Origin of the sequence: Halobacillus mangrovi, assembly GCF_002097535.1 — a bacterium.
Taxonomy (GTDB): Bacteria; Bacillota; Bacilli; order Bacillales; family Halobacillaceae; genus Halobacillus; species Halobacillus mangrovi_A.
This window is the reverse complement of sequence record NZ_CP020772.1, coordinates 799,001-823,054: the sequence shown is the minus strand read 5'-3', so window position 1 is coordinate 823,054 and position 24,054 is coordinate 799,001. Positions and strand designations below refer to the sequence as shown.

Genomic DNA, 24,054 nt, shown 5'->3' with positions numbered 1-24,054 from the left:
ATGCTATACCATGTTATGCGGGAAGGAAGGCTGCTAGACTACCCTTGAGTTAAAATATTGACGGAAGCTTTCGTCAGGCGATTCATAATGGCCGCACCTACTCCTGTTTGCGGAAACGTTTCACATAAAATCACATCGACATCTGCTTTTTTGAACTCTCTTAAAGCAGCATACAACCGGCCTGCTACTTCATTCAATCGATCTCGAGACCCACAAAGAGACACAAGATCATGATTGAGCTTTTCAGCCAATTCCATGCTGACAATAACTCCTACTCTATGCCCTTCTTCTTTTAACTGAATTAATTGTTCGTTAAAGAATTCATCGTCTCCTTTTACTAGCCAAAGAGGTGCTTCAGGAGCATAGTGGGTATATTTCATGCCAGGTGATCTTGGTTGTTTCTGCTTATCTTTCAGGGCAGAATCCACATCAACATTCGGCAATATTTTTTCCAAATCTTCTTTGGTGACTCCTCCAGGTCTGAGGATCACAGGAGTATCCGACGTGCAGTCCAGCACAGTGGATTCTACTCCTACCCCTGTTGCCCCTCCGTCAAGGATCCCTGCAACACGTCCTTCTAAATCTTGCCAGACATGAGCAGCGTCTGTTGGACTTGGGCGGCCGGAGCGATTGGCACTTGGAGCAGCCAAGGGCTTTCCTGAAGCACGAAGTAACGCGAGTGCAAGTGGATGATCCGGCATTCTTATTCCGATTGTGGATAAGCCTGCGGTCACATTTTTTGCAGCCGAACCGTTACTTTCCAAAACTAGAGTCAACGGCCCAGGCCAGAAAGCTTCCATTAATCGATAGGCTCTGTCAGGAATGTTTTGAGTTAGTTCTTCCACCTGGTGGATGTCCGCAACATGGACAATCAGAGGGTTATCTGAAGGCCGGCCCTTCGCTTCAAAAATCTTTTGAACAGCTTCCTCATTGGTCGCATCTGCTCCCAAACCATAAACGGTCTCCGTTGGAAAAGCTACAACATGACGATCTTTGAGCAACTGTGCTGCTTCTTCTATAGAAGGATCGGTCTCCAATAATTGTGATGGTTTCCAAAACCTCGTCTGCATAGTGATGGTTCCCCTTTTTACATACGATTCTTATTCATTATTATGAGTTTTTCTACAAAATATCGCAAATTTAGACATTATTCACAAGATGTCCTCAAGTTATCCACAGTTTTACCCACATATCCAAAGAATCCGTTAGTTATTTTCCCAATCTAAAAATTAATATTCACAAGATATCCACAGTTAATGTAGATAATGTGTATAAATTACTTACTTATTCACATTTACTTGTTAGTAACTGTAAATATCCACAGATTTTTTTCGACATCTTTTTGAATAAAGTTTTGATAATGTAGTATGTTGTTTAAAAGTTCAGAGTGACTCGTGACATGAATTTCAGTAAAACCTTCTTCTTTGGCATACAATTGAATCAGCTCAAATACTCCTAAAATGTGGGCAGCAGATATGTTTTCGTTCATCTTCAAGCTTTCAAGCTTCCTTTTTCCTTCTCCCAGGTCTACTAACCGAAACGACCCGATTTGTTGGCCTTGTTGCTTAATATGATAGAGTTCTTTTTCCACTTTTTCGATATACATAAGAAATCCACACCCCTTTTTTTAACTCTATGAAACAGGGTGTGGATAATATGTTAGGAAAATAGCTTCCCCCAAAGTTCAAAAACGAAAAACTTCACTTCTTTTTCTTCCTCGTCTTCTTTTGTCTCTACTGTTGGTTCTTCCTCAGCAGCAACACTTGTCCCATTGGAAAAGTCCAAGAAGCAAAGCGGCGGGAAGAGTACACACCACCAATTATCCCCTTCCCCTTTTCCTAAGGTAATCAAGATCGCTTCATACTCTCCGGCAGGATATACATAGTTTCCGTACAGTTTGGTAGGAAAAGAAACGGTGCTATCGTAATCGACGGTGTAGGTTTGCTGAAGCTCTGCTTCCTCAAGCGTACTTCCTACTATGGCTTCTATCTCAGGCAAACGGTCTTGAATCATCTCTCTAGCAGCTTCAATAGAAGTCAAATCTTCTACCCACTTCGTAATTTCAGCGTTTACATTATCACGGACTTGGCGCTTTAATTGCTGATCCTCTTGATCATTACTATCCGCTAATATTCGAAGACGAATCGCTTCGTCAGGAATTACTTGGTAGCTCTCGCCAGGCTGAGCATCTAAACGCTGGCCCCAAGGCAAGGTTGCAATGATAATTGAAAGTGCTATAAATAAAAGCCAACTGTTTTTCATTTCCGTTTCCTCCCTGTCCTTCTACTAGTCGCTAGTATGGTCAGGGGAAAAAAAGCTTAAACATATTAATCTATTAATCTTATAAAAATCTTTGATGAGTGGCAAAAACCATTCGATCCTTTTTGTTGATATCCTGCCTTACCTCTACAGCAGCCTCGGGAAAACGAACCTCAATCAACCTTTTAACGGCTTCTCCCTGGTTATAGCCAATTTCAAAAGCTATCAGTGACGGCTGTTCCTGCAGCTGATTAAGAATAGCTTTATAGGCGGCCAGTCCTTCTTCCTCTGCAAATAAAGCAAGTTCAGGATCAAAATTCAAGACCGTATCATCCATCTCCTTTTTATCTTTATAAGCAATATAAGGAGGGTTGGATACGAGAACATCGATCTGTTGGTCATAGAAAGGCTCTAAATAACTACCTTGACGAAATTCCACTTCCGCAGCTAGAGCTTGTGCATTTTGTTGGGCTACTCCGAGGGCTTCATTGGAGACATCTGCCGCTAACACTTTTGCATTCGTTTCCAACGCAAGCGTAATAGCAATAACTCCGCTGCCTGTACCAATATCAGCGATGACAGGACTCGTTATTTCATACGTCCTCATCCAGTCCTTCACTCCTACAACAAGTTCCTCTGTTTCAGGTCTTGGAATGAGGACATCAGCGTTTACTTTAAAATCTCTTCCATAAAAATGAGCGTGACCAATTAAGTGCTGCACCGGTACACCTGTCGAAGCGTGATTTCGCACACTGCACACAAATCCCTTTTTCTTCTCTTCAGGAAAAGGATCTCGCTCATACGCTAAAAGTTGAGCGAACGTCAGTCCCAAATAGTACTCAAGCAACAGATCTGCTACCCGAGTTTCCCGGTTATGCTCTTGCAAAAAAACAGAAGCCCAGTGGCGGGCTTCTCGAATCGTTGTAAACGTAGGCTGCATATTACTCACCGATCTGTTCTAATTTTTTCGTTTGTTCTTCAATTAGCAAGGCATCAATGATCTCATCCATATTTCCTTGTAGGATTTGATCAAGCTTTTGAATGGTCAGACCGATACGGTGATCCGTCACACGTGTCTGAGGGAAATTGTATGTGCGGATCCGCTCAGAACGATCTCCCGTCCCAACAGCCGATTTACGACTTTCATCGTACTCGTCTTGGGCTTCACGTTGGTATTTATCATAAATTCGTGCACGAAGGACTTTCATGGCTTTTTCTTTGTTCTTAATTTGTGATTTCTCATCCTGACAAGAAACAACGATTCCTGTTGGTTCGTGCGTTAAACGTACAGCAGACATGGTTGTATTTACACTCTGTCCACCTGGTCCGCTTGAAGCAAACCGATCTACACGAATGTCCTTTTCATGAACTTCAACTTCTACTTCTTCCGCTTCCGGCATGACAACAACGGTAGCTGTAGAAGTGTGGATTCGACCACCCGATTCCGTCTCAGGTACACGTTGCACTCGATGGGCGCCATTTTCAAATTTTAATTTTGAATAGGCACGATCTCCACTCACCATGAAGATGATTTCTTTAAAGCCACCCACATCATTGGCGTTAGCTTCAATCACTTCCGTCTTCCAGCCTTGCATCTCGGCATAACGAGCATACATGCGATAAAGATCACCTGCGAATAAGGAAGCTTCATCCCCGCCAGCAGCACCTCGGATTTCCATAATAACGTTCTTATCATCGTTTGGATCTTTAGGAAGCATCAGTACTTTCAGTTCTTCTTCAAGCTCTGCTTTTCGATCTGATAGTTCACTGATTTCCTCTTTCACCATTTCTACCATATCATCATCAAGGCTGTCTTCGAGCATTGCTTTAGCATCGTCCAGCTGCTCTGTTACCTCTTTATATTCACGATAGGCCGTCACCGTATCAGATAATCCTGCCTGCTCTTTCGAATATTCACGCAGCTTATTTGTATCAGAAATAACTTCAGGATCACTGAGTAATTCATTTAATTTTTCATAACGGTCTTCTAATGTTTGTAAACGTTCGATCAATGGTATGCACCTCTTTCTCCATAACATTCTAATTATATTATAGAGCGGTAATCGATACAACCAGGTCAGAATCTTTTCATCGATACCAGGCCCTTTGAAACCTGATCACTCTTAGCGTATGTGGCACCAAGTAACAGAAAAAGGTACCTGGTACCAAAAGGCGGTTTTTCGGTACCAGGTACGCCACTCATTTATCTAATTTTCACATCTACATCATATCTTGGTACAGCCTGATAAATCGTCTGTTCAATTTCCTTTTTCCATTCTTCCTTCTCAGCCTTTGACATATCTTTTTCCCCATCTATATCAACAGTTACCCATACTCGGCTTGCTTCCAAGATGACACGTTTTACGTTGACTCCAGGCATTTGCTCCACTGATTTCTTAATGAGCTCGCGATCTTGTTTCAATCCCCAGGTTTCCCCCACATATTTAATCGACCTCGGGTTTTGGGTATCTGTCGTCACTTTTTCGTTCATTCCCATATTTTCTATATCATCTCTACTTGTTTCACCCTGATAATTTTCCATCTGAAAACCACAGGCTCCCAGGGTAAATGCGGAGATAACTAATACCGTTAAGGCTCGTAACATTCACAATCACCTCTTCTCTTTTTACGGTTATTGTTAACCGACTAAGAGGTGATTATGTATGTCACCTTGAAGCCTCAGCTTTTACAGTCATGATTTCCAATTCATATCTCCCTGGGATCACGGCTTTACTTTGAATATAACGCATATATTTTTGAGCCTCTTCATAAGTTTCAAACGTGAGTTCCCTATTGTTTTTCCAAAATTCAATAACGATATGTTGTTCGTCAACGCCAACAATGCGGTAAGTCATAACAGACTCCTTTCTTTAGTCGGTTTATAGACGATCACATTTTTTGGAAATTAAAAAAACCGAGAAGTCCCCCAAGGTGAGGTTCTTCTCGGCTTTGTCTAGCTCTATTGTCTAGCCCAATTGTGCCGGACCTTTATTAAAATTAATCAAATGTGAAAGAATATAGTTAAGGATAAGGTTTAGTTTTAAATTATCCCTAATCACAGTATAGTACAAAGCCCTAATGATTAAAAGGGGCTTAATATAAAGGTTTCATTACATTGTCTTCTCAATTTTCACTTTATCTGTAACATGGACATAATTCAAGAGCTCTTCACATAAAGACGCATACTCCAGACACATATCATAGGTAGGATCCTTTGAAGAACTGGCAGACTCAAGATCCACACATTCTTCCGCGCAGTTTTGGCAAATCTCTGCACTTGACCGGCAAATTACTTCTGCGGTAGGGCTATCTTTAGAAATAACCTCCACTGCATACCTGTAGGCGTCTCCACATTCCTTAAGGAGATTGGACTTTTTTAAAAGAATATCTTTACTCTTGTTGGCCATATCTTATATTCCCCTTTCTAAGTGAGAAGTAATGCGGTCTTATCTCCTGTTAAGATTTCAAGTCTGTAGGTTTGAAAATAAATATAATGTAACTGCGATCAAGATTAAAATCCCAGTCTAAAAAGACATCTTCGATTCTTGTTTGAAGGATTGATTCGAAAGAAGAAAGGTGAAGAAGTCGTTTTTCCAAGTGTCGTTTGGCAATCTTCAACTGCTCATGAAAACCTAAACGAATCATTTCCTTCTCAATAGCTACAAAGATCCCTTCTCTTTCAATGATCAATGTTCGGTCGTTCAAAAGAAAAGAACGAATCATTTCAGGTTCTTTTTGTGCGTGACGAGTTATTTTTTCAATTTCATCATGGACGGTTTGTTTTTGTTCGTAATTTTCATTATTTTCATCAACCATCGGTTTCACATTCATGATGCCTACAATCATACCGGAACGATTGGATAAGGACCAATCATAATATAATGATTCTACTTCTATTCCCGCTGTTGCCCTCAGCGTCGCTTTGATATCCGGGATGAGTTCTTGCATAAGTAAATCCCGAGTTTCTTCTACCTTTGAAGTGTTATTCTGATTGACAAGAACTTTTTCCATAGGAGCTAAAAACCCCTTCAAGTAAATCGTGATGTAAGGTTCTTCGATGGAAACAAAAACAGAAGACGGCCCTTTTCCGAAATTATCACGCAGGAGTTTTCCTATGTAACTTGAAATTTCCGATTGGACAGAACGTTTATCCATAAGAATTCATCCTTTTTAGGGTATGTTGCTACATTTTTACCACTATTATTATAAAATTAAACGAATTCGAGCACATCGATAACCCATCGGAAAGGATTGTCAGGTTGAGAGAAAGTGCCTTTGAAACGGTGTTGGAGGGAGAAACTTCAAATACCTGACAGCAGCCTACTAAAAAAACCGACAACTCAATTAGAGCTGGCGGTTTCGGCTACTGGATCATCAATTTTCAGCGTAGGCTGCCTTCACTTGCTGTTGCCTGGGTTTGTTCGGTACCTTGTGGTGGTGACGGCACCTTGGTTCATAAGACTCGGAAGCCCCAACAAGGATAATCGGGTCATCGTACGAAGCAGGTTCCCCATTGATCAGGCGTTGCGTGCGACTTGCTGGTGAACCACATACAGGACAAATCGCATTGAGCTTTGTGACACTCTCGCTAAGCGCCATCAAGTCAGGCATTTGACCAAAGGGTTCGCCTCGGAAATCCGTATCGAGTCCTGCGACGATGACACGAATCCCACGGTCTGCCAGGCATTCCACAACTTCTACTATGTTCGTATCGAAAAATTGAACTTCATCAATTCCTACAACATCTACATCATTATCTACAAGAGTGAGAATATCTAAAGAATTCTTAACGGGACGAGCTAATACGGAAGTACCGTTATGAGATACGACTGCATCCTCTTTATAACGATCATCGATCGCAGGCTTAAACACACGCACTGTCAAATTACCAAAAGTCGCTCGGCGAACCCGGCGAATCAACTCCTCTGATTTCCCGCTAAACATACTTCCACAAATGACCTCAACCCATCCGCTTTGTTTCATTACATACACGTCCAACGTCGCTCCCTTCTCGCACTGTCCACAATGTATTCATCAAAAAAGAGCCCTCCCGGCAGTCTGCTGAACGAATGATCGATCGTTCATGGACCATCAAGGACAGCTCTCATCTATAAGGACTTTAAACACCAGTCCCATTCCTTTATAAACATAAGCAAAACTATAGAGTAGAAATCAGCTACAGCATAGGTTCAATCATGTTTATGGAATGAGCATTTTTTGACAAAAAAACAGGCAAACTTTAGAGACAATTTGCCTGTTTTTGTTCAAAATGATGTATGGCCGTCGATATGACGACCACTCATTATTATGAAAGGTTATATTTTTTCTTGAAGCGATCCACACGGCCACCAGCTTTGTCAGCTTTTTGTTTACCTGTGTAGAACGGGTGAGACGCAGAACTAATCTCTACGCGGATCAATGGATACGTGTTTCCATCTTCCCACTCGATTGTTTCTTCGGATGTTTGAGTAGATCCGGTTAGAAACTTGAAATTAGAACTTGTGTCTAGGAATACAACTTTACGGTATTCTGGATGAATTCCTGATTTCATGTTCTTCCACTCCTTTTTGCCCTGAATCCTTTAGAAACAGAGTTATTGTAAGAGCCGTTGAAGGTTAGTCGTTACACCTTTTACTGAAACTCACATAGAAAGATTATAACAGGGTACAAACCCTAATGCAAGATACGATCGACATTTGTAAAAAATCGGTTATCCCTTATAAGAGGCTTGTGTACGGCGGCCTTGAGAGGATTTTCCTTTCATATCCTTATTCATTAACTCAAAAAATTCTTCATTATTCTTCGAAGATTTCAAACGGCGCAGGAAGCGGTCAGCAAAGTCCGGCGTATCTGACAACGTTTTGCGAATCGCCCAGATTTTATCAAGGTATTCTTTTTGTATGAGCAACTCTTCTTTGCGTGTTCCTGAGCGCAGAATATCAATGGCAGGGAAAATACGACGTTCAGCCAGGCTGCGATCAAGATGCAGCTCCATGTTTCCTGTTCCTTTGAATTCTTCGTAAATGACATCATCCATACGAGAGCCCGTGTCTACAAGAGCCGTCGCTAAAATAGTTAAGCTTCCACCTTCTTCAATGTTTCTTGCAGCACCAAAGAAGCGTTTCGGGCGGTGGAAGGCTGCAGGATCAATTCCTCCGGAAAGAGTACGTCCGCTTGGCGGGATTACCAAATTGTAAGCACGCGCAAGCCTTGTGATACTATCCATAAGTACGATTACGTCACGTTTGTGCTCAACAAGACGCATCGCCCGCTCAAGAACTAATTCAGAAACTTTAATATGATTTTCAGGAACTTCATCAAAGGTTGAGCTTACTACATCAACATCGGAATCGACAGAACGCTCAATGTCTGTCACTTCTTCAGGCCGCTCGTCAACAAGCAAAATGATCAGTTTAGAATCTGGATGGTTCTTAGAAATGCTGTTGGCAATTTGTTTAAGTAACATCGTCTTCCCAGCTTTTGGAGGAGCGACGATTAAACCACGCTGTCCATACCCTACTGGCGACATAACGTCCATAATCCGCGTCGAAAGCATTTTCGGTTCAGTTTCAAGCTTCATCTGACGATCAGGGTACAGGGGAGTTAGAGCCGGGAAGTGGACACGCTCTTTAGCTGAATCCGGATCCTCTCCGTTCACTGCATCCACATGCAGCAAGCCGTAATAACGTTCATTTTCTTTTGGCGGGCGTACTTTTCCTGATACTTTGTCTCCGTTTCTTAAGTCGAATCTGCGAATCTGAGACGCAGATATATAAATATCTTCTGCGCTTGGAGAGTAATTGATCGGTCTTAGGAAGCCAAACCCTTCGGAAGGAATGATTTCTAGAATCCCATCCATAAATAAGAATCCATCTTTCTCTGCTTGAGCTTTAAGAATGGCAAAAATCAATTCTCTTTTTGTCAGTTTTGCATAATAGGAGACTTTATACTGTCTTGCTTTCTCATAAAGACCCTTCAAAGTCATCGTCTCTAGGTTGGAGATTGTTAAATCTGCCACAAAATCACCACTTTTATATATTTTTCTTTCAATCGTGAATGTAAGCTTGCTATTAAAACAGTGTGACTTCTCTTGAATATGATGTATAGAAGAAAAAGGAGAAGTTGAGTGAAGTAATTGTTTAGAAGCTTACGGAGATATATCGTCCATGGTTGTCCCTCTAACAAACAATCTTTATTGTACTCTTGTCTATTCGTGGATTCAATCCCATTTTAAGATTTTTTCAGGCAGGACGTCTGAGGTAAGTTTACGTAGAATAGTAGGAAGCCGGAGTTTCCGGCTTCCGATTGATATTATGGTTTAATAACTAGGTTCGGTTTTTTCTTCAAACTATGATTCCCATCAATGAATCTCACGGTTCCAGATTTTGCACGCATAACCAGGGTTTGTGTGGTTGCCTTTTGTCCTTTAAACTGAACGCCTTGAAGTAATTCACCATCTGTCACTCCTGTGGCAGCGAAAATGGCGTCATCACCTCCACAGAAATCATCCATATAAAGGACTCGATCGACGTCTTCGATACCCATTTTCTTGCATCGCTCAAGCTCCTCATCGTTGGATGGAAGTAACTTCCCTTGAATCTCTCCACCTAAACACTTGAGCGCAACAGCAGCAAGGACGCCTTCAGGTGCGCCGCCAGAACCGAATAGGATATCAACGCCTGTATCATCAAATGCCGTGTTGATTGCTGCAGCTACGTCACCGTCTGGAATCAACTTAATACGTGCTCCAGCTGCACGAATTTCTTCAATAATGCCCTGGTGTCTCTTGCGATTCAAAACAATTGCAACAACATCCTCGATTTCTTTATTCTTTGCTTCGGCAACTGCTTGCAAATTTTCAGCGATGGATGCATTGATATCAATTTTCCCTACAGCTTCAGGACCAACAGCGATTTTATCCATATACATATCTGGCGCATGTAATAGTTGTCCATGGTCAGCAATCGCGATTACAGCAAGAGCATTCCATGTTCCTTGCGCGACAATATTCGTTCCTTCAAGCGGGTCAACAGCCACATCCACACGTGGACCATAACCATTCCCCAGTTTCTCCCCTATATACAGCATAGGAGCTTCATCCATTTCGCCTTCCCCGATGACGACTGTTCCCTTCATCGGAATCGTGTCGAAAACATCCCTCATGGCAGAAGTTGCGGCATCATCCGCTTCGTCTTTTTTTCCTCTTCCCATCCAACGTGCAGATGATAAAGCAGCAGCCTCCGTTACTCGCACTAATTCCATTGATAAACTTCTTTCCATGGTTATCTCTCCCCATCATAAAGATTTTTCCTCATCTCCCCATGGAATGCCTTGTTTACGTTAAGAATCCTGGAATTGTTCGACTTCTTCGTCTGACATCTCCTCATACCAGACTTTAGCACCAAGTTCAATCAGCTTGTTCGTAATGTTTTCATAGCCTCTTTCAATGTGATCGACACCCGTGATTTCAGTGACTCCTTCAGCCATCAATCCGGCAATGACAAGAGCAGCGCCTGCACGCAGGTCAGATGCCTTCACTTTAGCTGCCTGGAGTTTCGATGGCCCTGAAACAATCGCAGAACCTCCTTCTACTTTAATAGAAGCATTCATCCTGCGTAATTCATCGACATGTTTGAAACGAGCCTGATAGATAGTATCAGTGACAATACCTGTGCCTTCTGCTTTCGTAAGTAACGAAGTAAATGGCTGCTGGAGGTCAGTCGGGAAACCTGGATAAACCAGCGTTTTGATATCAACAGCTTTCAGTTTGTCTCCTGGCTTCACGTAAAGTTGTTCGTCATTCTCCTCAATGGTGACGCCCATTTCACGAAGCTTGGCCAACAGGGACTCCAAGTGCTGAGGAATGACGTTATCAATGATCATTTCCTCTCCCTGGGCAGCCGCCATAATTGTGTAAGTTCCTGCTTCAATTCGATCCGGTATAATGGTATGAAGGCAGCCAGATAAGCTTTTCACTCCTTCAATACGGATCACATCGGTGCCTGCACCTTTGATTTTAGCCCCCATACTTGTAAGTAAAGTAGCTACATCAATGATTTCAGGTTCTTTTGCTGCATTTTCAATGACTGTTTTCCCTTTAGCCCTCACTGCAGCAAGCATAATGTTGATCGTTGCTCCTACACTCACAACGTCCAAGTAGATCCTCGCTCCACGCAGCTCTTTAGCTCTCAAGTAAATAGCGCCTTGCTCATTGGTTACTTCGGCACCAAGTGCTTCAAATCCTTTAATATGCTGGTCAATTGGACGAGGACCAAGGTGGCATCCACCCGGCAGCCCAATGACCGCTCTATTGAAGCGTCCCAGCATGGCACCCATGAAGTAATAGGATGCACGGAGTTTCTTTACTTTTCCATTTGGAAGCGGCATGGCAATCATATTGGAAGGGTCAATACTGATGTTTCTTCCATCCTTGTGTACTTCCCCACCAATTTCTCTGAGTAAATCCGATAAGATGCCTACATCAGAGATGTCCGGCAACCCTTCAATTTTGACTGTAGATTCAGCTAAGATAGCAGCTGGCAACAAAGCAACAGCACTATTTTTCGCCCCGCTGACACGAACTTGTCCTCGTAAGCGGCTCCCACCTTCGACTAGTAGTTTATGCATGAAATACTCCTCGCTTTAAACGTAAAGATTATGCCATTATTATGTGCATATTTTTCCATTTCAATCTAGTTATTTTTGATTATTCCAGTCATTGAGGAATTTTTCAATACCTTGGTCCGTAAGTGGGTGTTTGACGATCTGGCTGAAAACTTTGAATGGTACCGTTGCAATATGCGCTCCGTGCATAGCCGCTTCCGTAACGTGAACAGGGTGACGGACAGAAGCTGCGATGATTTCTGTATCAATCGCGTGACGATCAAAGATTTCGGAGATTTGAGCGATTAACTCCACTCCATTATGACCAATGTCATCGAGACGGCCAAGGAAAGGAGAAACATAAGTAGCTCCCGCACGTGCGGCTAACAGAGCCTGGTTAGCTGAGAACACAAGCGTCACATTCGTTTTAATGTTCAAATCGCTAAAAGCTTTGACTGCTTTTAAGCCTTCTAGCGTCATCGGAACTTTAACTGTAATATTCGGAGCAATTGCCGCTAGCTCTTTCCCTTCTTTAATCATTCCTTCTGCATCTTCAGAAATGACCTCTGCACTGACAGAGCCTTCAACCTCTGCTGTGATTTCCTTCAGGCGCTCGTGAAACGAGACACCCTCTTTAGCTACGAGACTTGGATTCGTCGTTACACCTGCAAGGACTCCCAGGGAATTTGCTTCTCGGATATCTTCAATGTTCGCAGTATCAATAAAAAATTTCATTCCAATACACCTCGATTTTTAATAGTTCACAAAGCTAACGGACAAAAATGATTGCGTTTTCACAAATCATGAAAAGGAAACCGCTACTTCGTAACGGCTTCCTGGTGCATATGCTTTATTAAGCTTTTTGAGAAGAACCGAATTCGCGCATTTTACCGATTACTGTTTCTTTAATCGCGTCGCGACCAGGTCCTAGATATTTACGAGGATCATATTGCTCAGGCTGATCTGCTAGTACTTGACGTACAGCTTTCCCTTGAGCAATTTGGTTCTCAGTGTTTACATTGATTTTCGCAGTACCGAAAGAAATAGCTTTCTTGATATCTGCTGTCGGAATTCCTGTACCACCGTGAAGAACTAGTGGCTTGTCAACAAGACCCATGATTTCTTCCATGCGGTCAAAGCCAAGGTTCGGCTCCCCTTTATAAGGACCGTGTACAGAACCTAGTGCAGGTGCAAATACGTCAACGTTTGTTTCGTCGACCAATTGTTTACACTCAGAAGGAATTGCGTATGCAGCTTCTGCATCATCAACGATAAGGTCGTCTTCTTGTCCACCTACACGGCCAAGTTCTGCTTCAACAGAAACACCGTGGATGTGAGCAAGCTCAACAACTTTTCTCGTAACAGCAATGTTCTCTTCAAGTGGATCGTGAGAAGCATCGATCATTACAGAAGTGAATCCAGCGTGAATGGCTTCTGCACATTTTTGGAAGCTTGAACCGTGGTCCAAGTGGATGGCAACTGGTACAGTTGTACCGTAAGATTTCATAAGTGCTTTCACCATGTCAACGACAACGTTGAAACCACCCATGTAACGACCCGCACCCTCAGATACACCTAGGATGACAGGGGATTGCTCTTCTTCAGCAGCCTGAAGAATTGCTTGAGCATATTCAAGGTTATTTAGGTTGAACTGACCTACACCGTAGCGTTCTTCCTTAGCTTTTTCTAGCATTTCTTTCATTGATACTAGCGGCATGAAAGATCCTCCTTTATGAATTCGAACTTTTATTTACAAGTCTGTTTCCATAGGAAAACACACCATGTAAGTTTTGCTACAGTATTAGAATACCAATACCCTTAGCATGGTGCAACAGCCGCATCAAGTAGATAACGCTTACATTTAAAAAAAAGAAATCTAGTGGCTGTGAGCGAGCGATCCTTGTACCAAATCTTTCATTTTATGGATATCAAAGGGCTTAGGAATAACCTCACGAACGAATGAGTAATTCACTTCCTTTTCAATTTGGGACTTGGATAACCCTGTAATAATAAGAATAGGAGACTGATAATCTCTATCATCCAGTTCATGGAGAACGTCCTTCCCGTGCATAACCGGCAGATTATAATCCATGATTACAAGATCTAAGTCTTGTTTTTCCATTATCTCAAGGGCCTGCTTGCCTGTTTTAGCGGAGACGGTTTCATACCCCTCACTTTTAAGTATCTCTTCTAATAAAAGTCGTATCCCGGCTTGATCGTCAACGATGAGAATTTTACTTGCCATGGTATTCCCTGCCTTTCCATATTTTTTAGGGCATATGTCTCTATACGCCCTATACTATTTTCTTTGTGTCGTTACAAATTCGATAAGGTTACACTATATTCCTGCGTATGTATGTTCGGTTCTGACAAGTTTTCTCATAAAAATTGTCTCTAATCGAATCATGTAGAATTTTGCCCTTTAAAAACCATACCCTATAAAGGGCAATGGTAAAAACCCAATAACTTCCACCTCAGGTCATCCAGAAATTGGATGACCTGAGGTGGAAGTTATTGGAAGTTATTTCCTGTTCATAATACAGAAAAGGCAAAGAGAATTTACTCTTTGCCTTTTCTGCCATTAATATTGCTGCTTCATTGCTGCTCCGATAAAGCCATGGAACAACTCTTGTGGACGAGTTGGACGAGATTTAAATTCAGGGTGGAACTGACTCGCAACAAACCAAGGGTGATCTTCCACTTCAATGATTTCAACTAGACGCCCATCAGGACTTGTTCCAGAGAACTTAAAGCCTGCTGCTTCCATTTGCTCACGGTAATGATTGTTGAACTCAAAACGATGACGGTGACGTTCATAGATCACTTCTTCACCGTAGGCTTCCATCGCTCTTGTATCTTCTTTCAGACGAGAAGGATATATCCCTAATCTTAGAGTTCCTCCTAGATCAGAAATTTCTTTTTGCTCAGGCAGCAGGTCAATGATTGGATGAGGGGTCGTTGGATCAATTTCTGCAGAATGAGCTCCGCTAAGGTTCAAGACGTTACGCGCAAATTCAACTGTAGCCAGCTGCATACCAAGGCAAATCCCTAAGAAAGGCACTTGTTCTTCACGGGCATAACGAATCGCTTCAATCTTACCTTCGATTCCTCGATCTCCAAATCCACCTGGAACAAGGATACCATCAACGCCTTGAAGCATTTCAGCTACATTGCTGCGCGTGACGTTTTCAGAGTTCACCCATTTTACATCAATATCTGCGTTGTAGCTGTACCCAGCATGTTTCAATGCTTCTACAACGGAAATGTAAGCATCCGGAAGCTCAACATATTTACCAACAAGAGCGATTGTCGCTTGCTCTTGCAAGTTCTTCACTTGATCAATTAGTTTATTCCATTCGGTCATATCAGCAGGCGGACAATCCAAACCGAAGTGATCACATGTGATCTGGTCCAGTTTTTGATCTTGCAATGTAATGGGTACGTTATAAAGGGTATCCGCATCACGAGCTTCAATGACAGATTCTTTATTAATGTCGCAGAAAAGGGCAATCTTTTCTTTCATGTCTTCAGATATTTCCATTTCTGTACGCAAGACGATGACATCAGGCTGAATACCAAGAGAGCGCAGCTCTTTTACACTGTGCTGAGTCGGTTTTGTTTTCATTTCTCCTGCAGCTTGCAAGTAAGGCACAAGTGTACAGTGAATATACATCACATGCTCACGGCCGATGTCACTCTTGATCTGACGAATCGCCTCAAGGAATGGAAGAGATTCTATATCGCCTACAGTTCCGCCGATTTCTGTAATGACCACATCCGCATTTGTCTCATGCCCTGCACGGAAAACACGATCTTTAATTTCATTGGTGATATGTGGGATAACCTGAACAGTCCCGCCTAGATAATCACCGCGACGTTCTTTTTTAATGACATTGGAGTAAACTTTTCCTGTTGTCACGTTACTGAATTTATTCAGGTTGATATCGATGAAACGCTCATAGTGACCTAAATCAAGGTCCGTTTCCGCCCCATCTTCCGTTACAAAAACCTCTCCGTGCTGGTAAGGACTCATCGTTCCCGGATCGACGTTGATGTATGGGTCGAATTTCTGAATGGTTACTTTCAGTCCTCTATTTTTCAATAACCGTCCTAAAGATGCCGCTGTAATTCCTTTTCCTAAGGAAGATACAACACCACCTGTTACAAAGATATATTTTGTTGCCACGATGATCCCTCTTTCTCTCATAGTCTTTATAGTTATTCGCTATTTAAGCAAAGTAATGATAAGGAAGGCTTAAAAAAATAAAAAACGCTCCCCACCGCGCGGGGAGCGTTTGAACATTTCGTTTAAGAAATTAAAGAGCCCAAATAAGATTGTACTGATTTGACTTTTGAAAGTCAACCATCCAGCAGAATTATTCTTCGTTCTCTTCGTCGTCTCCAATAAAGCTGATGTCATCCTCTACGATTTCTTCTTCCTCTTCGTCGAGGTCATCATCTTCATAGTCACCTTCAAAATCATCTTCATCATCATCCAGGTCTAAATCTTCATCTGTAAGATCAAGATCCTCTTCCAGATCATCGTCATCAGCATCGTATTCTGAAACTCCAAGTTCATCTTCAAGAAGCTTGGAAGGTTTCTTCTTCTTCTTTTTCTTCTTACGTTTCTGTGGAAGGTTGGCAATTTCTTCTTCCATTTGTTCTACAGGGTACCAGTGCTTAAGCCCCCATTTATTTGTCCCGATCGTCATGAACATGCCATCGATGTTCATGTCAGTGTAAAATTGCGCAATGTACTCTTCTTTCTGCTTCTCACTGAAACCTTTCATAGAAGCAATTCGGTTGAAGATTTCATTGAAATCAATCGCTTCTTTCTCTTCTTCTAAAATGATCGTTGCAAGGTCAATCATAGAAATTTCATCAATTTGCTCTTGGCTCAGTTCTTTTAAGCTCACGATCCAGCACTCCTTTATATTCAATATATAGAATAAATGGCCACACAGGCATACGAATCACATTTAATCATACCATCCATTATATGTTTTGACCTTATAAAAATCAAATAGATAATAGAAGGTTCTTCTTTTAACTTTCTAACCAAACCTACATGAAAATAAACACCTTAAACAAACTAATGATAGACATGAAACTTGGTGTTCGCTTTATTTTAATTTAAAATAATAGAAGGCAATGGACGAACATAAAGGAGAGAAGTATTATGAAAACCCACCCCTTTAACTGGATTGCAACGATCATTATAGTAGCAATACTTGCAATCTGGCTGACTTACAACTACGGGATGATTCACTCTAAGCACCTGGAAGAAGCAACCCTGACTGAAAAAACTCATCATGAAGACGGTTACTACATTCATCTCAATGATAAAAAGCTGCATGTGAAAGATACAAGTACTTGGATGCTTCTTGAAACAGGTGAGCATTACAACGTTACTTATGAATGGTATGGAATGAAGAAGCCCTATGTAACCGAAATCAACCAGGCTCATGATAAAGACCAGATCGGTGGAGGGCACTGATTTTTAGAAAGTAGAAAAACAGTATGGTTACACTTTTCGATAATTTAAGCGCCCTGTCTTTATAAGGCAGGGCGCTTTTTTCATAAGAAAGGTGGAGTTGTCGTTAGGGTGCTATTGCTAGGCGTTAAGTCGCTAATGGCGTGAGTTAGGGCACAATAGGTTTGCGTTAAGGGGCAATTGCCTCAAGTTAGGGCGCTATCTTACTACGTTAAGGAGTTATGGTTTAGTTTAATTGCGTTCGTACGTCGCTGGACAGTCGCCTCCGCACTTATCTCTATCCGGCTGCGGCTCCTAGCGACTAGCGTAACTTCCCTCGCTTCTGTACGATAAGTCAACATCGAATCACTCCGTTCTTCGTGTTTCCTTTATCTCCTCCAGCTCAGTCCAGTTCGTACGTCGCTGGACAGTCGCCTCCGCACTTAATGTTGTCTAGCTCCAACACTCAGACACTCGAGACATAAGTCAAAGATCCCCGTGAGGAAAAACACCTCACTGCGTTCTTTGTCTTATGCTTGTCGTGTCTCCCGGAGTGTTTCCGCTTTTCTAATTTACATATTCCTTCTATATTGTCCTCCAACCTGGTAGAGGGCGTTTGTGATTTGGCCGAGGCTTGCGACTTTAACGGTTTCCATTAATTCTTCAAAAATGTTTCCGCCTCCGCTCGCTACTTGCTTCAAACGCTCTAAGGCTTCCTCTGCGTGATCTTCGTGTGCTTCCTGGAAGTTTCTAAGCTCGGCGATCTGGTGCTCTTTTTCTTCTTTAGAAGCTCTTGCTAATTCCATAGAGTCGATTTGCTCTTCAGATGGCGGGTTCGGATTCAAATAGGTGTTCACGCCAACAATCGGAAGCTCTCCAGAGTGTTTTTTCCCTTCATAATAGAGGGATTCTTCTTGTATTTTGCCTCTTTGATATTGACGTTCCATTGCTCCAAGAACCCCGCCGCGATCATTAATGCGTTCGAATTCTTGTAAAACGGCTTCCTCTACGAGGTCTGTCAGTTCACGAATGATATAGGAACCTTGCAGGGAGTTCTCGTTTTTCGTCAATCCGAATTCCTTACTGATGATCATTTGGATCGCCATTGCACGACGGACAGACTCTTCGGTCGGTGTCGTGATTGCTTCATCATATGAGTTCGTGTGCAAGGAATTACAATTATCCTGAATCGCAATTAACGCTTGCAACGTTGTACGAATATCGTTAAAGTCAATCTCCTGAGCGTGTAAGGATCGGCCGGAGGTTTGAATATGGTATTTCAACTTCTGGCTTCGCTCGTTCGCTCCGTATTTTTCTTTCATGACAATCGCCCAGATTCTTCTGGCCACGCGACCCATGACTGTATATTCTGGATCAAGGCCGTTTGAGAAGAAGAACGAAAGGTTCGGTGCAAATTTATTGATATCCATACCGCGACTTAAATAATACTCGACATAGGTAAAGCCGTTCGCAAGTGTGAATGCAAGTTGTGAAATTGGATTTGCTCCAGCTTCTGCAATGTGATAGCCAGAAATAGATACGGAATAATAATTACGCACTTGATGATCAATAAAATACTGTTGGATATCACCCATCATCCTTAACGCGAATTCCGTTGAGAAAATACATGTGTTCTGCCCCTGGTCTTCTTTCAAGATATCCGCCTGGACAGTTCCGCGGACAACGTGGATCGTTTCCGCTTTAATTTGAGCCGCTTCTTCTTCGTTAGGCTCACGGCCATTTTCTTCGCGGAATTTATTCATTTGCTGGTCGATCGCTGTATTGAAGAACATCGCCAGAATGATTGGTGCCGGACCATTGATCGTCATTGAAACCGATGTCGTTGGATCAACAAGGTCAAAACCGTCATACAATTTCTTCATATCTTCCAACGTACAAATGTTCACACCGCTCTCGCCAACTTTTCCGTAAATATCCGGGCGCTCATCTGGGTCTTCCCCGTATAAGGTTACGGAGTCAAAGGCCGTACTCAAACGTTTAGCATCGTCACCTTCTGAAAGATAGTGGAAGCGTCGGTTGGTACGTTCCGGTGTACCTTCTCCAGCGAACTGACGCTTTGGATCTTCTCCTTTTCGCTTAAATGGAAAAACTCCAGCTGTAAAAGGAAAAGCGCCTGGAACATTTTCACGAAGCAGCCATGTCAAACGGTCTCCCCAATCTGAGTAGTTAGGCAAAGCGACTTTAGGAATTTTCAAACCTGATAGACTTTCTGTCGTGAGATCCATCGTAATTTCCTTATTCCGCACTTTAAACGTGTACGTGTCCCCACTGTAACGTTCGTGCAATCCATCCCAATCCTCTAATTTCTCTTTTGCCTCACGGTCAATGGACTTCTCGTAATCCTCAATCAAGCGCTCAATACTCGCCTTCGTCTCTTCATCTGTCAACTCTTCCAACGTACCTTTCAATTGGTAAAGTTTGCGAGCTTTTTCTGCTTGATCTTCTGTCTTTTTATGATAATTTCGAACGGCAAGAGAGATATCACGCAAGTATTGCTTCCGTTCATTTGGGATAATGACATTCTGTTTTTCTACTTTATCGACACGCTCAAGTGATGTTTGATCCTGCCAAGAATATCTTTCATTCAACTGATCAACAATGGCAGCGAAAAGCGTGTTTGTACCTGGATCATTAAATTGACTGGCGATTGTACCGAAAACAGGGAATTTCGAAGCATCGTCATGGAAGAGCATGTGACTGCGCTGATACTGCTTGCGGACCTGGTTCATCGCGTCCTCAGAACCTTTTTGCTCAAACTTATTAATGACAATAAAATCAGCAAAATCAATCATGTCGATTTTTTCTAATTGAGATGGAGCACCGAATTCAGCCGTCATCACGTACATGGACAAGTCTGTTACATCCGTAATGGCTGCATCGCCCTGACCGATTCCGCTCGTTTCTACGATAATAAAATCAAAACCTGCTGCTTTTACCACTTGGATCGCTTCTTCGATTGATTTAGAGAGCTCTGAGCTCGCGTCCCTTGTCGCCATCGATCTCATATAAACACGCGGATTAAAAATCGCATTCATACGGATTCGATCTCCTAGAAGTGCTCCTCCCGTTTTCTTTTTGGTAGGGTCGACTGACAAAATAGCAATCTTCTTATCCGGAATCTCATTGATAAATCTTCTGATTAGCTCATCAGTCAGTGAGCTTTTACCCGCTCCTCCTGTCCCTGTGATTCCGAGAACAGGAACTTTTTTATCTACTGTGTTTTTGACAGCGGTTTCAAAAGCGGCTACAGCTTCACGCTCTTCCTTCGGAGTGTTCTCCACATAGGTGATGAACCGGGCGATGGCCTGATGGTTTCCTCCAGAGAGCTCTGCCACACTTTTTTCAACATTCAATGGCGGCAAAAAGTCACACTCTTCGATCATGAGATTTATCATACCTTGCAGTCCAAGAGATCTACCATCTTCAGGAGAAAATACTCGAGCCACTCCATATTCATGAAGCTCTCTAATTTCCCTGGGGATAATCACTCCACCTCCGCCTCCATACACGCGGATATGACCTGCACCTTTTTGCTCCAATAAATCTACCATGTATTTGAAATACTCGACGTGTCCTCCCTGATAGGAAGAAATAGCAATACCTTGTGCATCTTCTTGAATGGCAGCATTGACTACGTCTTCAACTGCTCTATTGTGACCAAGGTGAATCACTTCCGCTCCAGTCGATTGTAAAATTCTGCGCATGATGTTAATAGAAGCATCATGCCCATCAAAAAGACTGGAAGCTGTGACGAATCGAACGGGATTTTTCGGTTGATAAACCGTCGGCTGTTCCATGTCCGATATCCTCCTTTACTTAGAACTTTCTTTTTCCGTTTCGTTTAACCCTTCTAATAACAGCTGAATTTGAGTTTCTGTATAAGACTCAAGCGTGAATGTCCGCTGCAAGATCCAGCGTCTGAACCCCCACATCTGGCCCTGGACAAATATGTTATTTGCGATCAGTTTAATTTCGTGATCTGACCGTTTTTCAGAAAGACTGTTGAGAATGACTTGTTCGAGCATCGCTACCATATCTCTTTCTTTTTGCAAAACATAGTCCTGTGCATCACGGGGCAAAGATTTAACTTCCTGATACATGACAAGCACTTCATCTTGCATGTCATCCATGAGCTGAAAATACGAGCGAATCGCATGAACAAGACTTTGAATGCTTGCCTGGTTAGGATCGATTGAGGCTTCCATTCTCTCTTTCACTCGCTGGTAGATCGAATCACAGACTAGAAAAAGCACGTCCTCTTTTTTACGGATGTATTCATAAAGTGTTCCAATACTAAAACCTGATGCTTTTGCAATTTCTCTTGTAGTCGTCTTATGAAAACCTTTTTCAATAAAAAGTGATACAGCGCCTCTAACCATTTGGTTACGCCGCTTCAGAACTAGCATTTCATCCTTTATTGAAGAAGGAACTTGGTTTTTGGCCATCGTCATTCTCCTTTTCGCATCCATTCTTGAAACCAGGAGCGGGCCAATTGATAAGGATCTGCACTAGGATCTTGGAACACTTGCTGTTTTTCTTGATCCTCTTCAATCTCTGCCTTCACTTCACGCCAAATTTCCTCTCGAATTAATTCGTAGACTTCCAACTTTAATTGCTGTTTTCTTTGTTTAAGACCTTGATCTGTCTCGTATAAGTAATTCTGATGGGCATTCACCTTTTCATAAAACGTCTCCATTCCTTCATTTTCTGTGGAGATCGTTTTAATGATCGGCGGCTGCCAGCCTTTAGGCTGAGCAATCATCATGTATTCTTCTAATGTGTTCTTCAGCTTTTCTACACCAGGAAGATCCGCCTTATTAATAATGAAAAGATCAGCAATTTCCATAATCCCTGCTTTAAATATCTGTAAGACATCTCCACTGTTTGGTGTAAGAACGAGACCTGTTGTATCAACAACTTTCATAATATCGAGCTCTGACTGCCCGACGCCTACTGTTTCAACAAGAACGATGTCAAAACCATAGGCATCACAGACACGAATCGCATCCTTAGTGGCTCTTGCCAAACCTCCTAAGCTACCTCTTGTAGCCATACTGCGAATGAATATTCCAGGATCCATAAAGTGCTGGTTCATCCTAGTGCGGTCACCAAGCAGAGAACCTCCGCTGAAAGGACTGGTTGGATCAACGGCAATGACAGCGACTGTCAGATCCAGGCTTCTTAAATAAGTAAGAAACCTGTTGATTAAGGAGCTTTTCCCCGCCCCAGGTGACCCGGTAATACCAATGTAATGAGCTTTTTTCTTAATAGAAAAAATATCACTCATCAGTTCCAGTTTTTTCTCATCGTCGTTTTCAACTAATGTGATGGCCTTGGCAAGAGCCCTCATATCCTGTTTTTGAATCCTTTCAGCGAGTGGATGCATAAATTTGTCACCTTTCTATCTTCAATCTTAGCTATGAAAAAGTAATCGAATCCTTAGTGCAGCTCCGTTTATACACGCTGGTCAGTCGCCTCCGCACTTGGGCCCTCAATACGAGGGGCTGACCAAGGCAATTCGGCACATAATCTTATCCGGCTCCATTGCCTAATCCTTCGTTACCATCCTACCTATGACGAGGCGTTGGATTTCTTGGGTGCCTTCATAGATTTGGGTGATTTTTGCGTCACGCATGTAACGTTCAACTGGATAATCTTTCGTATAGCCATACCCACCGTGTACTTGAACGGCTTCTGTTGTTATCTTCATCGCTGCATCCCCGGCATAAAGCTTCGCCATCGCAGAAGCTTTGGCGTACGGTAGTCCTTCTGATTCTAAGTAAGCAGCTTGATAGGTTAATAGTCTTGAAGCCTCGATTTGTGTAGCCATATCGGCAAGCTTAAAGGAGATTCCTTGCAGTTTAGCGATTGGTTTGCCGAATTGCTCTCTTTCTTTTGAATAAGAAACAGACTCATCTAAGGCTCCTTGAGCAATACCAACGGCTTGTGCAGCGATTCCGTTTCGTCCACCATCAAGGGTCATCATAGCGATTTTGAATCCCTGCCCCTCTTCTCCAAGCAGGTTTTCTTTTGGCACTTTACAATCTTCAAAAATCAATTCCGTTGTAGGAGAGGAACGGATTCCTAGTTTCTTTTCTTTCTTACCTGTCGTGAAACCTGGCGTATCTTTTTCAACGATAAACGCACTTACGCCACGACTGCCTGCTTCTGGATCGGTCTTAGCAAAAACAATGTAAATGTCAGCGACACCACCGTTTGTAATCCAAACTTTGTTTCCATTCAGCACGTAGTGGTCTCCATCGAGTTTTGCTTGCGTTCTCATAGAAGAAACGTCACTGCCTGCGCCTGGCTCAGATAGAGCATAGGCGCCTAGCTTTTCTCCGGTAGCCAGTTGGGAAAGATACGTTTTCTTCTGCTCCTCATTGCCGAATTTAAAGATTGGCCAGCTGGCTAAAGAAATGTGAGCTGATAGCGTTACCCCTGTTGATGCACACACACGGGACAGCTCTTCTACCGCAATCACATAGCTCACGAAGTCCGAACCTATTCCGCCGTATTCTTCCGGCCAAGGGATCCCTGTTAATCCAAGCTCTGCCATCTTATCGAAAATTTCACGATCGAACCTTTCTTCTTCATCACGTTCAGCCGCAGTAGGTTCAACTTCATTTTTAGCAAAGTCGCGAACCATTTTGCGCAGCATTTCTTGTTCTTCTGTTAAAGTAAAATTCATCCTCAAA

Annotated in this window: 24 protein-coding genes; 1 reads left to right on the top strand and 23 read right to left on the bottom strand. The window is 42.5% G+C overall.

Translation table 11 applies throughout. The features are described 5' to 3' along the window. Positions 1-38: 38 nt before the first annotated feature. The 19 genes from HM131_RS04095 to rpoE all read right to left on the bottom strand — a co-directional run bounded on the left by HM131_RS04095 (position 39) and on the right by rpoE (position 16,778). Entirely contained in the window at positions 39-1,070 is a 1,032-nt protein-coding gene (locus tag HM131_RS04095) for an L-threonylcarbamoyladenylate synthase (protein WP_085028228.1), read from the bottom strand. A 224-nt stretch (positions 1,071-1,294) separates the two neighbouring features. Beyond that, the gene (locus tag HM131_RS04090) at positions 1,295-1,606 is read right to left on the bottom strand and encodes a hypothetical protein (RefSeq protein WP_085028227.1); all 312 of its coding nucleotides are present in this window, start codon (positions 1,604-1,606) and stop codon (positions 1,295-1,297) included. 53 nt (positions 1,607-1,659) lie between these two features. Further along, positions 1,660-2,262 (bottom strand): stage II sporulation protein R, encoded by a 603-nt coding sequence (gene spoIIR, locus HM131_RS04085; protein ID WP_085028225.1) that lies wholly within the window; start codon positions 2,260-2,262, stop codon positions 1,660-1,662. A 79-nt stretch (positions 2,263-2,341) separates the two neighbouring features. Next, positions 2,342-3,199 (bottom strand): peptide chain release factor N(5)-glutamine methyltransferase, encoded by an 858-nt coding sequence (gene prmC, locus HM131_RS04080; RefSeq protein WP_085028223.1) that lies wholly within the window; start codon positions 3,197-3,199, stop codon positions 2,342-2,344. Position 3,200: 1 nt separating this feature from the next. Continuing rightward, on the bottom strand, positions 3,201-4,271 hold the full coding sequence (gene prfA / locus HM131_RS04075) for a peptide chain release factor 1 (RefSeq protein ID WP_085028221.1): 1,071 nt from the start codon (positions 4,269-4,271) through the stop codon (positions 3,201-3,203). A gap of 191 nt (positions 4,272-4,462) precedes the next feature. Then, the gene (locus HM131_RS04070) at positions 4,463-4,864 is read right to left on the bottom strand and encodes a hypothetical protein (RefSeq protein ID WP_085028218.1); all 402 of its coding nucleotides are present in this window, start codon (positions 4,862-4,864) and stop codon (positions 4,463-4,465) included. 61 nt (positions 4,865-4,925) lie between these two features. Continuing rightward, positions 4,926-5,114 (bottom strand): hypothetical protein, encoded by a 189-nt coding sequence (locus HM131_RS04065; RefSeq protein WP_085028216.1) that lies wholly within the window; start codon positions 5,112-5,114, stop codon positions 4,926-4,928. A 255-nt stretch (positions 5,115-5,369) separates the two neighbouring features. Beyond that, the gene (locus HM131_RS04060; RefSeq protein ID WP_085028214.1) at positions 5,370-5,666 is read right to left on the bottom strand and encodes a four-helix bundle copper-binding protein; all 297 of its coding nucleotides are present in this window, start codon (positions 5,664-5,666) and stop codon (positions 5,370-5,372) included. A 49-nt stretch (positions 5,667-5,715) separates the two neighbouring features. Further along, positions 5,716-6,414, bottom strand: coding sequence for a Na-translocating system protein MpsC family protein (locus HM131_RS04055; protein WP_085028212.1), 699 nt, complete (start codon positions 6,412-6,414; stop codon positions 5,716-5,718). Positions 6,415-6,633: 219 nt separating this feature from the next. Beyond that, a complete protein-coding gene (locus tag HM131_RS04050) occupies positions 6,634-7,251 on the bottom strand; it encodes a thymidine kinase (protein ID WP_085031782.1) in 618 nt (205 codons plus the stop codon). Positions 7,252-7,564: 313 nt separating this feature from the next. Then, complete coding sequence (locus HM131_RS04045) at positions 7,565-7,810, bottom strand: type B 50S ribosomal protein L31 (RefSeq protein ID WP_085028210.1); 246 nt, start codon at positions 7,808-7,810, stop codon at positions 7,565-7,567. 159 nt (positions 7,811-7,969) lie between these two features. Next, positions 7,970-9,277: a transcription termination factor Rho gene (gene rho / locus HM131_RS04040; RefSeq protein WP_085028208.1), complete on the bottom strand. Its 1,308-nt coding sequence runs from the start codon at positions 9,275-9,277 to the stop codon at positions 7,970-7,972. A gap of 293 nt (positions 9,278-9,570) precedes the next feature. Further along, positions 9,571-10,539, bottom strand: a complete 969-nt coding sequence (gene glpX, locus HM131_RS04035) for a class II fructose-bisphosphatase (RefSeq protein WP_085028206.1) — start codon at positions 10,537-10,539, stop codon at positions 9,571-9,573. Positions 10,540-10,599: 60 nt separating this feature from the next. Next, positions 10,600-11,886 carry a UDP-N-acetylglucosamine 1-carboxyvinyltransferase gene (locus tag HM131_RS04030; protein ID WP_085028205.1) on the bottom strand — a complete coding sequence of 429 codons (1,287 nt, stop codon included), beginning with the start codon at positions 11,884-11,886 and terminating at the stop codon, positions 10,600-10,602. Between the two features lie 69 nt (positions 11,887-11,955). Then, a complete protein-coding gene (fsa, locus tag HM131_RS04025) occupies positions 11,956-12,597 on the bottom strand; it encodes a fructose-6-phosphate aldolase (RefSeq protein ID WP_085028204.1) in 642 nt (213 codons plus the stop codon). A gap of 118 nt (positions 12,598-12,715) precedes the next feature. Continuing rightward, positions 12,716-13,579 (bottom strand): class II fructose-1,6-bisphosphate aldolase, encoded by an 864-nt coding sequence (gene fba / locus HM131_RS04020; protein ID WP_085028203.1) that lies wholly within the window; start codon positions 13,577-13,579, stop codon positions 12,716-12,718. A gap of 159 nt (positions 13,580-13,738) precedes the next feature. Then, positions 13,739-14,107, bottom strand: a complete 369-nt coding sequence (locus tag HM131_RS04015; protein ID WP_085028202.1) for a response regulator — start codon at positions 14,105-14,107, stop codon at positions 13,739-13,741. 336 nt (positions 14,108-14,443) lie between these two features. After that, positions 14,444-16,069 carry a CTP synthase gene (locus tag HM131_RS04010; RefSeq protein WP_085028201.1) on the bottom strand — a complete coding sequence of 542 codons (1,626 nt, stop codon included), beginning with the start codon at positions 16,067-16,069 and terminating at the stop codon, positions 14,444-14,446. A gap of 169 nt (positions 16,070-16,238) precedes the next feature. Further along, the gene (gene rpoE / locus HM131_RS04005) at positions 16,239-16,778 is read right to left on the bottom strand and encodes a DNA-directed RNA polymerase subunit delta (RefSeq protein WP_085028200.1); all 540 of its coding nucleotides are present in this window, start codon (positions 16,776-16,778) and stop codon (positions 16,239-16,241) included. 263 nt (positions 16,779-17,041) lie between these two features. Here rpoE and HM131_RS04000 point away from each other — a divergent pair, with 263 nt between their 5' ends. Next, positions 17,042-17,359, top strand: a complete 318-nt coding sequence (locus HM131_RS04000; RefSeq protein ID WP_085028199.1) for a hypothetical protein — start codon at positions 17,042-17,044, stop codon at positions 17,357-17,359. 548 nt (positions 17,360-17,907) lie between these two features. Here the strand turns inward: HM131_RS04000 and icmF are convergent. The 4 genes from icmF to HM131_RS03980 form a co-directional block, all read right to left on the bottom strand. Then, complete coding sequence (gene icmF / locus HM131_RS03995) at positions 17,908-21,153, bottom strand: fused isobutyryl-CoA mutase/GTPase IcmF (RefSeq protein ID WP_085028197.1); 3,246 nt, start codon at positions 21,151-21,153, stop codon at positions 17,908-17,910. Between the two features lie 15 nt (positions 21,154-21,168). Then, complete coding sequence (locus HM131_RS03990; protein ID WP_085028195.1) at positions 21,169-21,801, bottom strand: TetR/AcrR family transcriptional regulator; 633 nt, start codon at positions 21,799-21,801, stop codon at positions 21,169-21,171. Between the two features lie 2 nt (positions 21,802-21,803). Then, positions 21,804-22,742, bottom strand: a complete 939-nt coding sequence (meaB, locus tag HM131_RS03985; RefSeq protein WP_085028193.1) for a methylmalonyl Co-A mutase-associated GTPase MeaB — start codon at positions 22,740-22,742, stop codon at positions 21,804-21,806. A gap of 162 nt (positions 22,743-22,904) precedes the next feature. Beyond that, positions 22,905-24,047, bottom strand: coding sequence for an acyl-CoA dehydrogenase (locus HM131_RS03980; protein ID WP_085028191.1), 1,143 nt, complete (start codon positions 24,045-24,047; stop codon positions 22,905-22,907). Positions 24,048-24,054 lie beyond the last annotated feature (7 nt).

Bases quoted from the DNA above. Each gene is read 5' to 3' on its own strand.
- HM131_RS04090 (WP_085028227.1), bottom strand. From the start codon at position 1,606: ATGTATATCGAAAAAGTGGAAAAAGAACTCTATCATATTAAGCAACAA.
- HM131_RS04065 (WP_085028216.1), bottom strand. From the start codon at position 5,114: ATGACTTACCGCATTGTTGGCGTTGACGAACAACATATCGTTATTGAA.
- HM131_RS04060 (WP_085028214.1), bottom strand. From the start codon at position 5,666: ATGGCCAACAAGAGTAAAGATATTCTTTTAAAAAAGTCCAATCTCCTT.
- HM131_RS04015 (WP_085028202.1), bottom strand. From the start codon at position 14,107: ATGGCAAGTAAAATTCTCATCGTTGACGATCAAGCCGGGATACGACTT.
- HM131_RS04095 (WP_085028228.1), bottom strand. From the start codon at position 1,070: ATGCAGACGAGGTTTTGGAAACCATCACAATTATTGGAGACCGATCCT.
- HM131_RS04030 (WP_085028205.1), bottom strand. From the start codon at position 11,886: ATGCATAAACTACTAGTCGAAGGTGGGAGCCGCTTACGAGGACAAGTT.
- spoIIR (WP_085028225.1), bottom strand. From the start codon at position 2,262: ATGAAAAACAGTTGGCTTTTATTTATAGCACTTTCAATTATCATTGCA.
- icmF (WP_085028197.1), bottom strand. From the start codon at position 21,153: ATGGAACAGCCGACGGTTTATCAACCGAAAAATCCCGTTCGATTCGTC.
- HM131_RS04045 (WP_085028210.1), bottom strand. From the start codon at position 7,810: ATGAAATCAGGAATTCATCCAGAATACCGTAAAGTTGTATTCCTAGAC.
- HM131_RS03990 (WP_085028195.1), bottom strand. From the start codon at position 21,801: ATGGCCAAAAACCAAGTTCCTTCTTCAATAAAGGATGAAATGCTAGTT.
- HM131_RS04010 (WP_085028201.1), bottom strand. From the start codon at position 16,069: ATGAGAGAAAGAGGGATCATCGTGGCAACAAAATATATCTTTGTAACA.
- glpX (WP_085028206.1), bottom strand. From the start codon at position 10,539: ATGGAAAGAAGTTTATCAATGGAATTAGTGCGAGTAACGGAGGCTGCT.
- prmC (WP_085028223.1), bottom strand. From the start codon at position 3,199: ATGCAGCCTACGTTTACAACGATTCGAGAAGCCCGCCACTGGGCTTCT.
- fba (WP_085028203.1), bottom strand. From the start codon at position 13,579: ATGCCGCTAGTATCAATGAAAGAAATGCTAGAAAAAGCTAAGGAAGAA.
- HM131_RS04070 (WP_085028218.1), bottom strand. From the start codon at position 4,864: ATGTTACGAGCCTTAACGGTATTAGTTATCTCCGCATTTACCCTGGGA.
- fsa (WP_085028204.1), bottom strand. From the start codon at position 12,597: ATGAAATTTTTTATTGATACTGCGAACATTGAAGATATCCGAGAAGCA.
- HM131_RS03980 (WP_085028191.1), bottom strand. From the start codon at position 24,047: ATGAATTTTACTTTAACAGAAGAACAAGAAATGCTGCGCAAAATGGTT.
- HM131_RS04000 (WP_085028199.1), top strand. From the start codon at position 17,042: ATGAAAACCCACCCCTTTAACTGGATTGCAACGATCATTATAGTAGCA.
- meaB (WP_085028193.1), bottom strand. From the start codon at position 22,742: ATGCATCCACTCGCTGAAAGGATTCAAAAACAGGATATGAGGGCTCTT.
- HM131_RS04055 (WP_085028212.1), bottom strand. From the start codon at position 6,414: ATGGATAAACGTTCTGTCCAATCGGAAATTTCAAGTTACATAGGAAAA.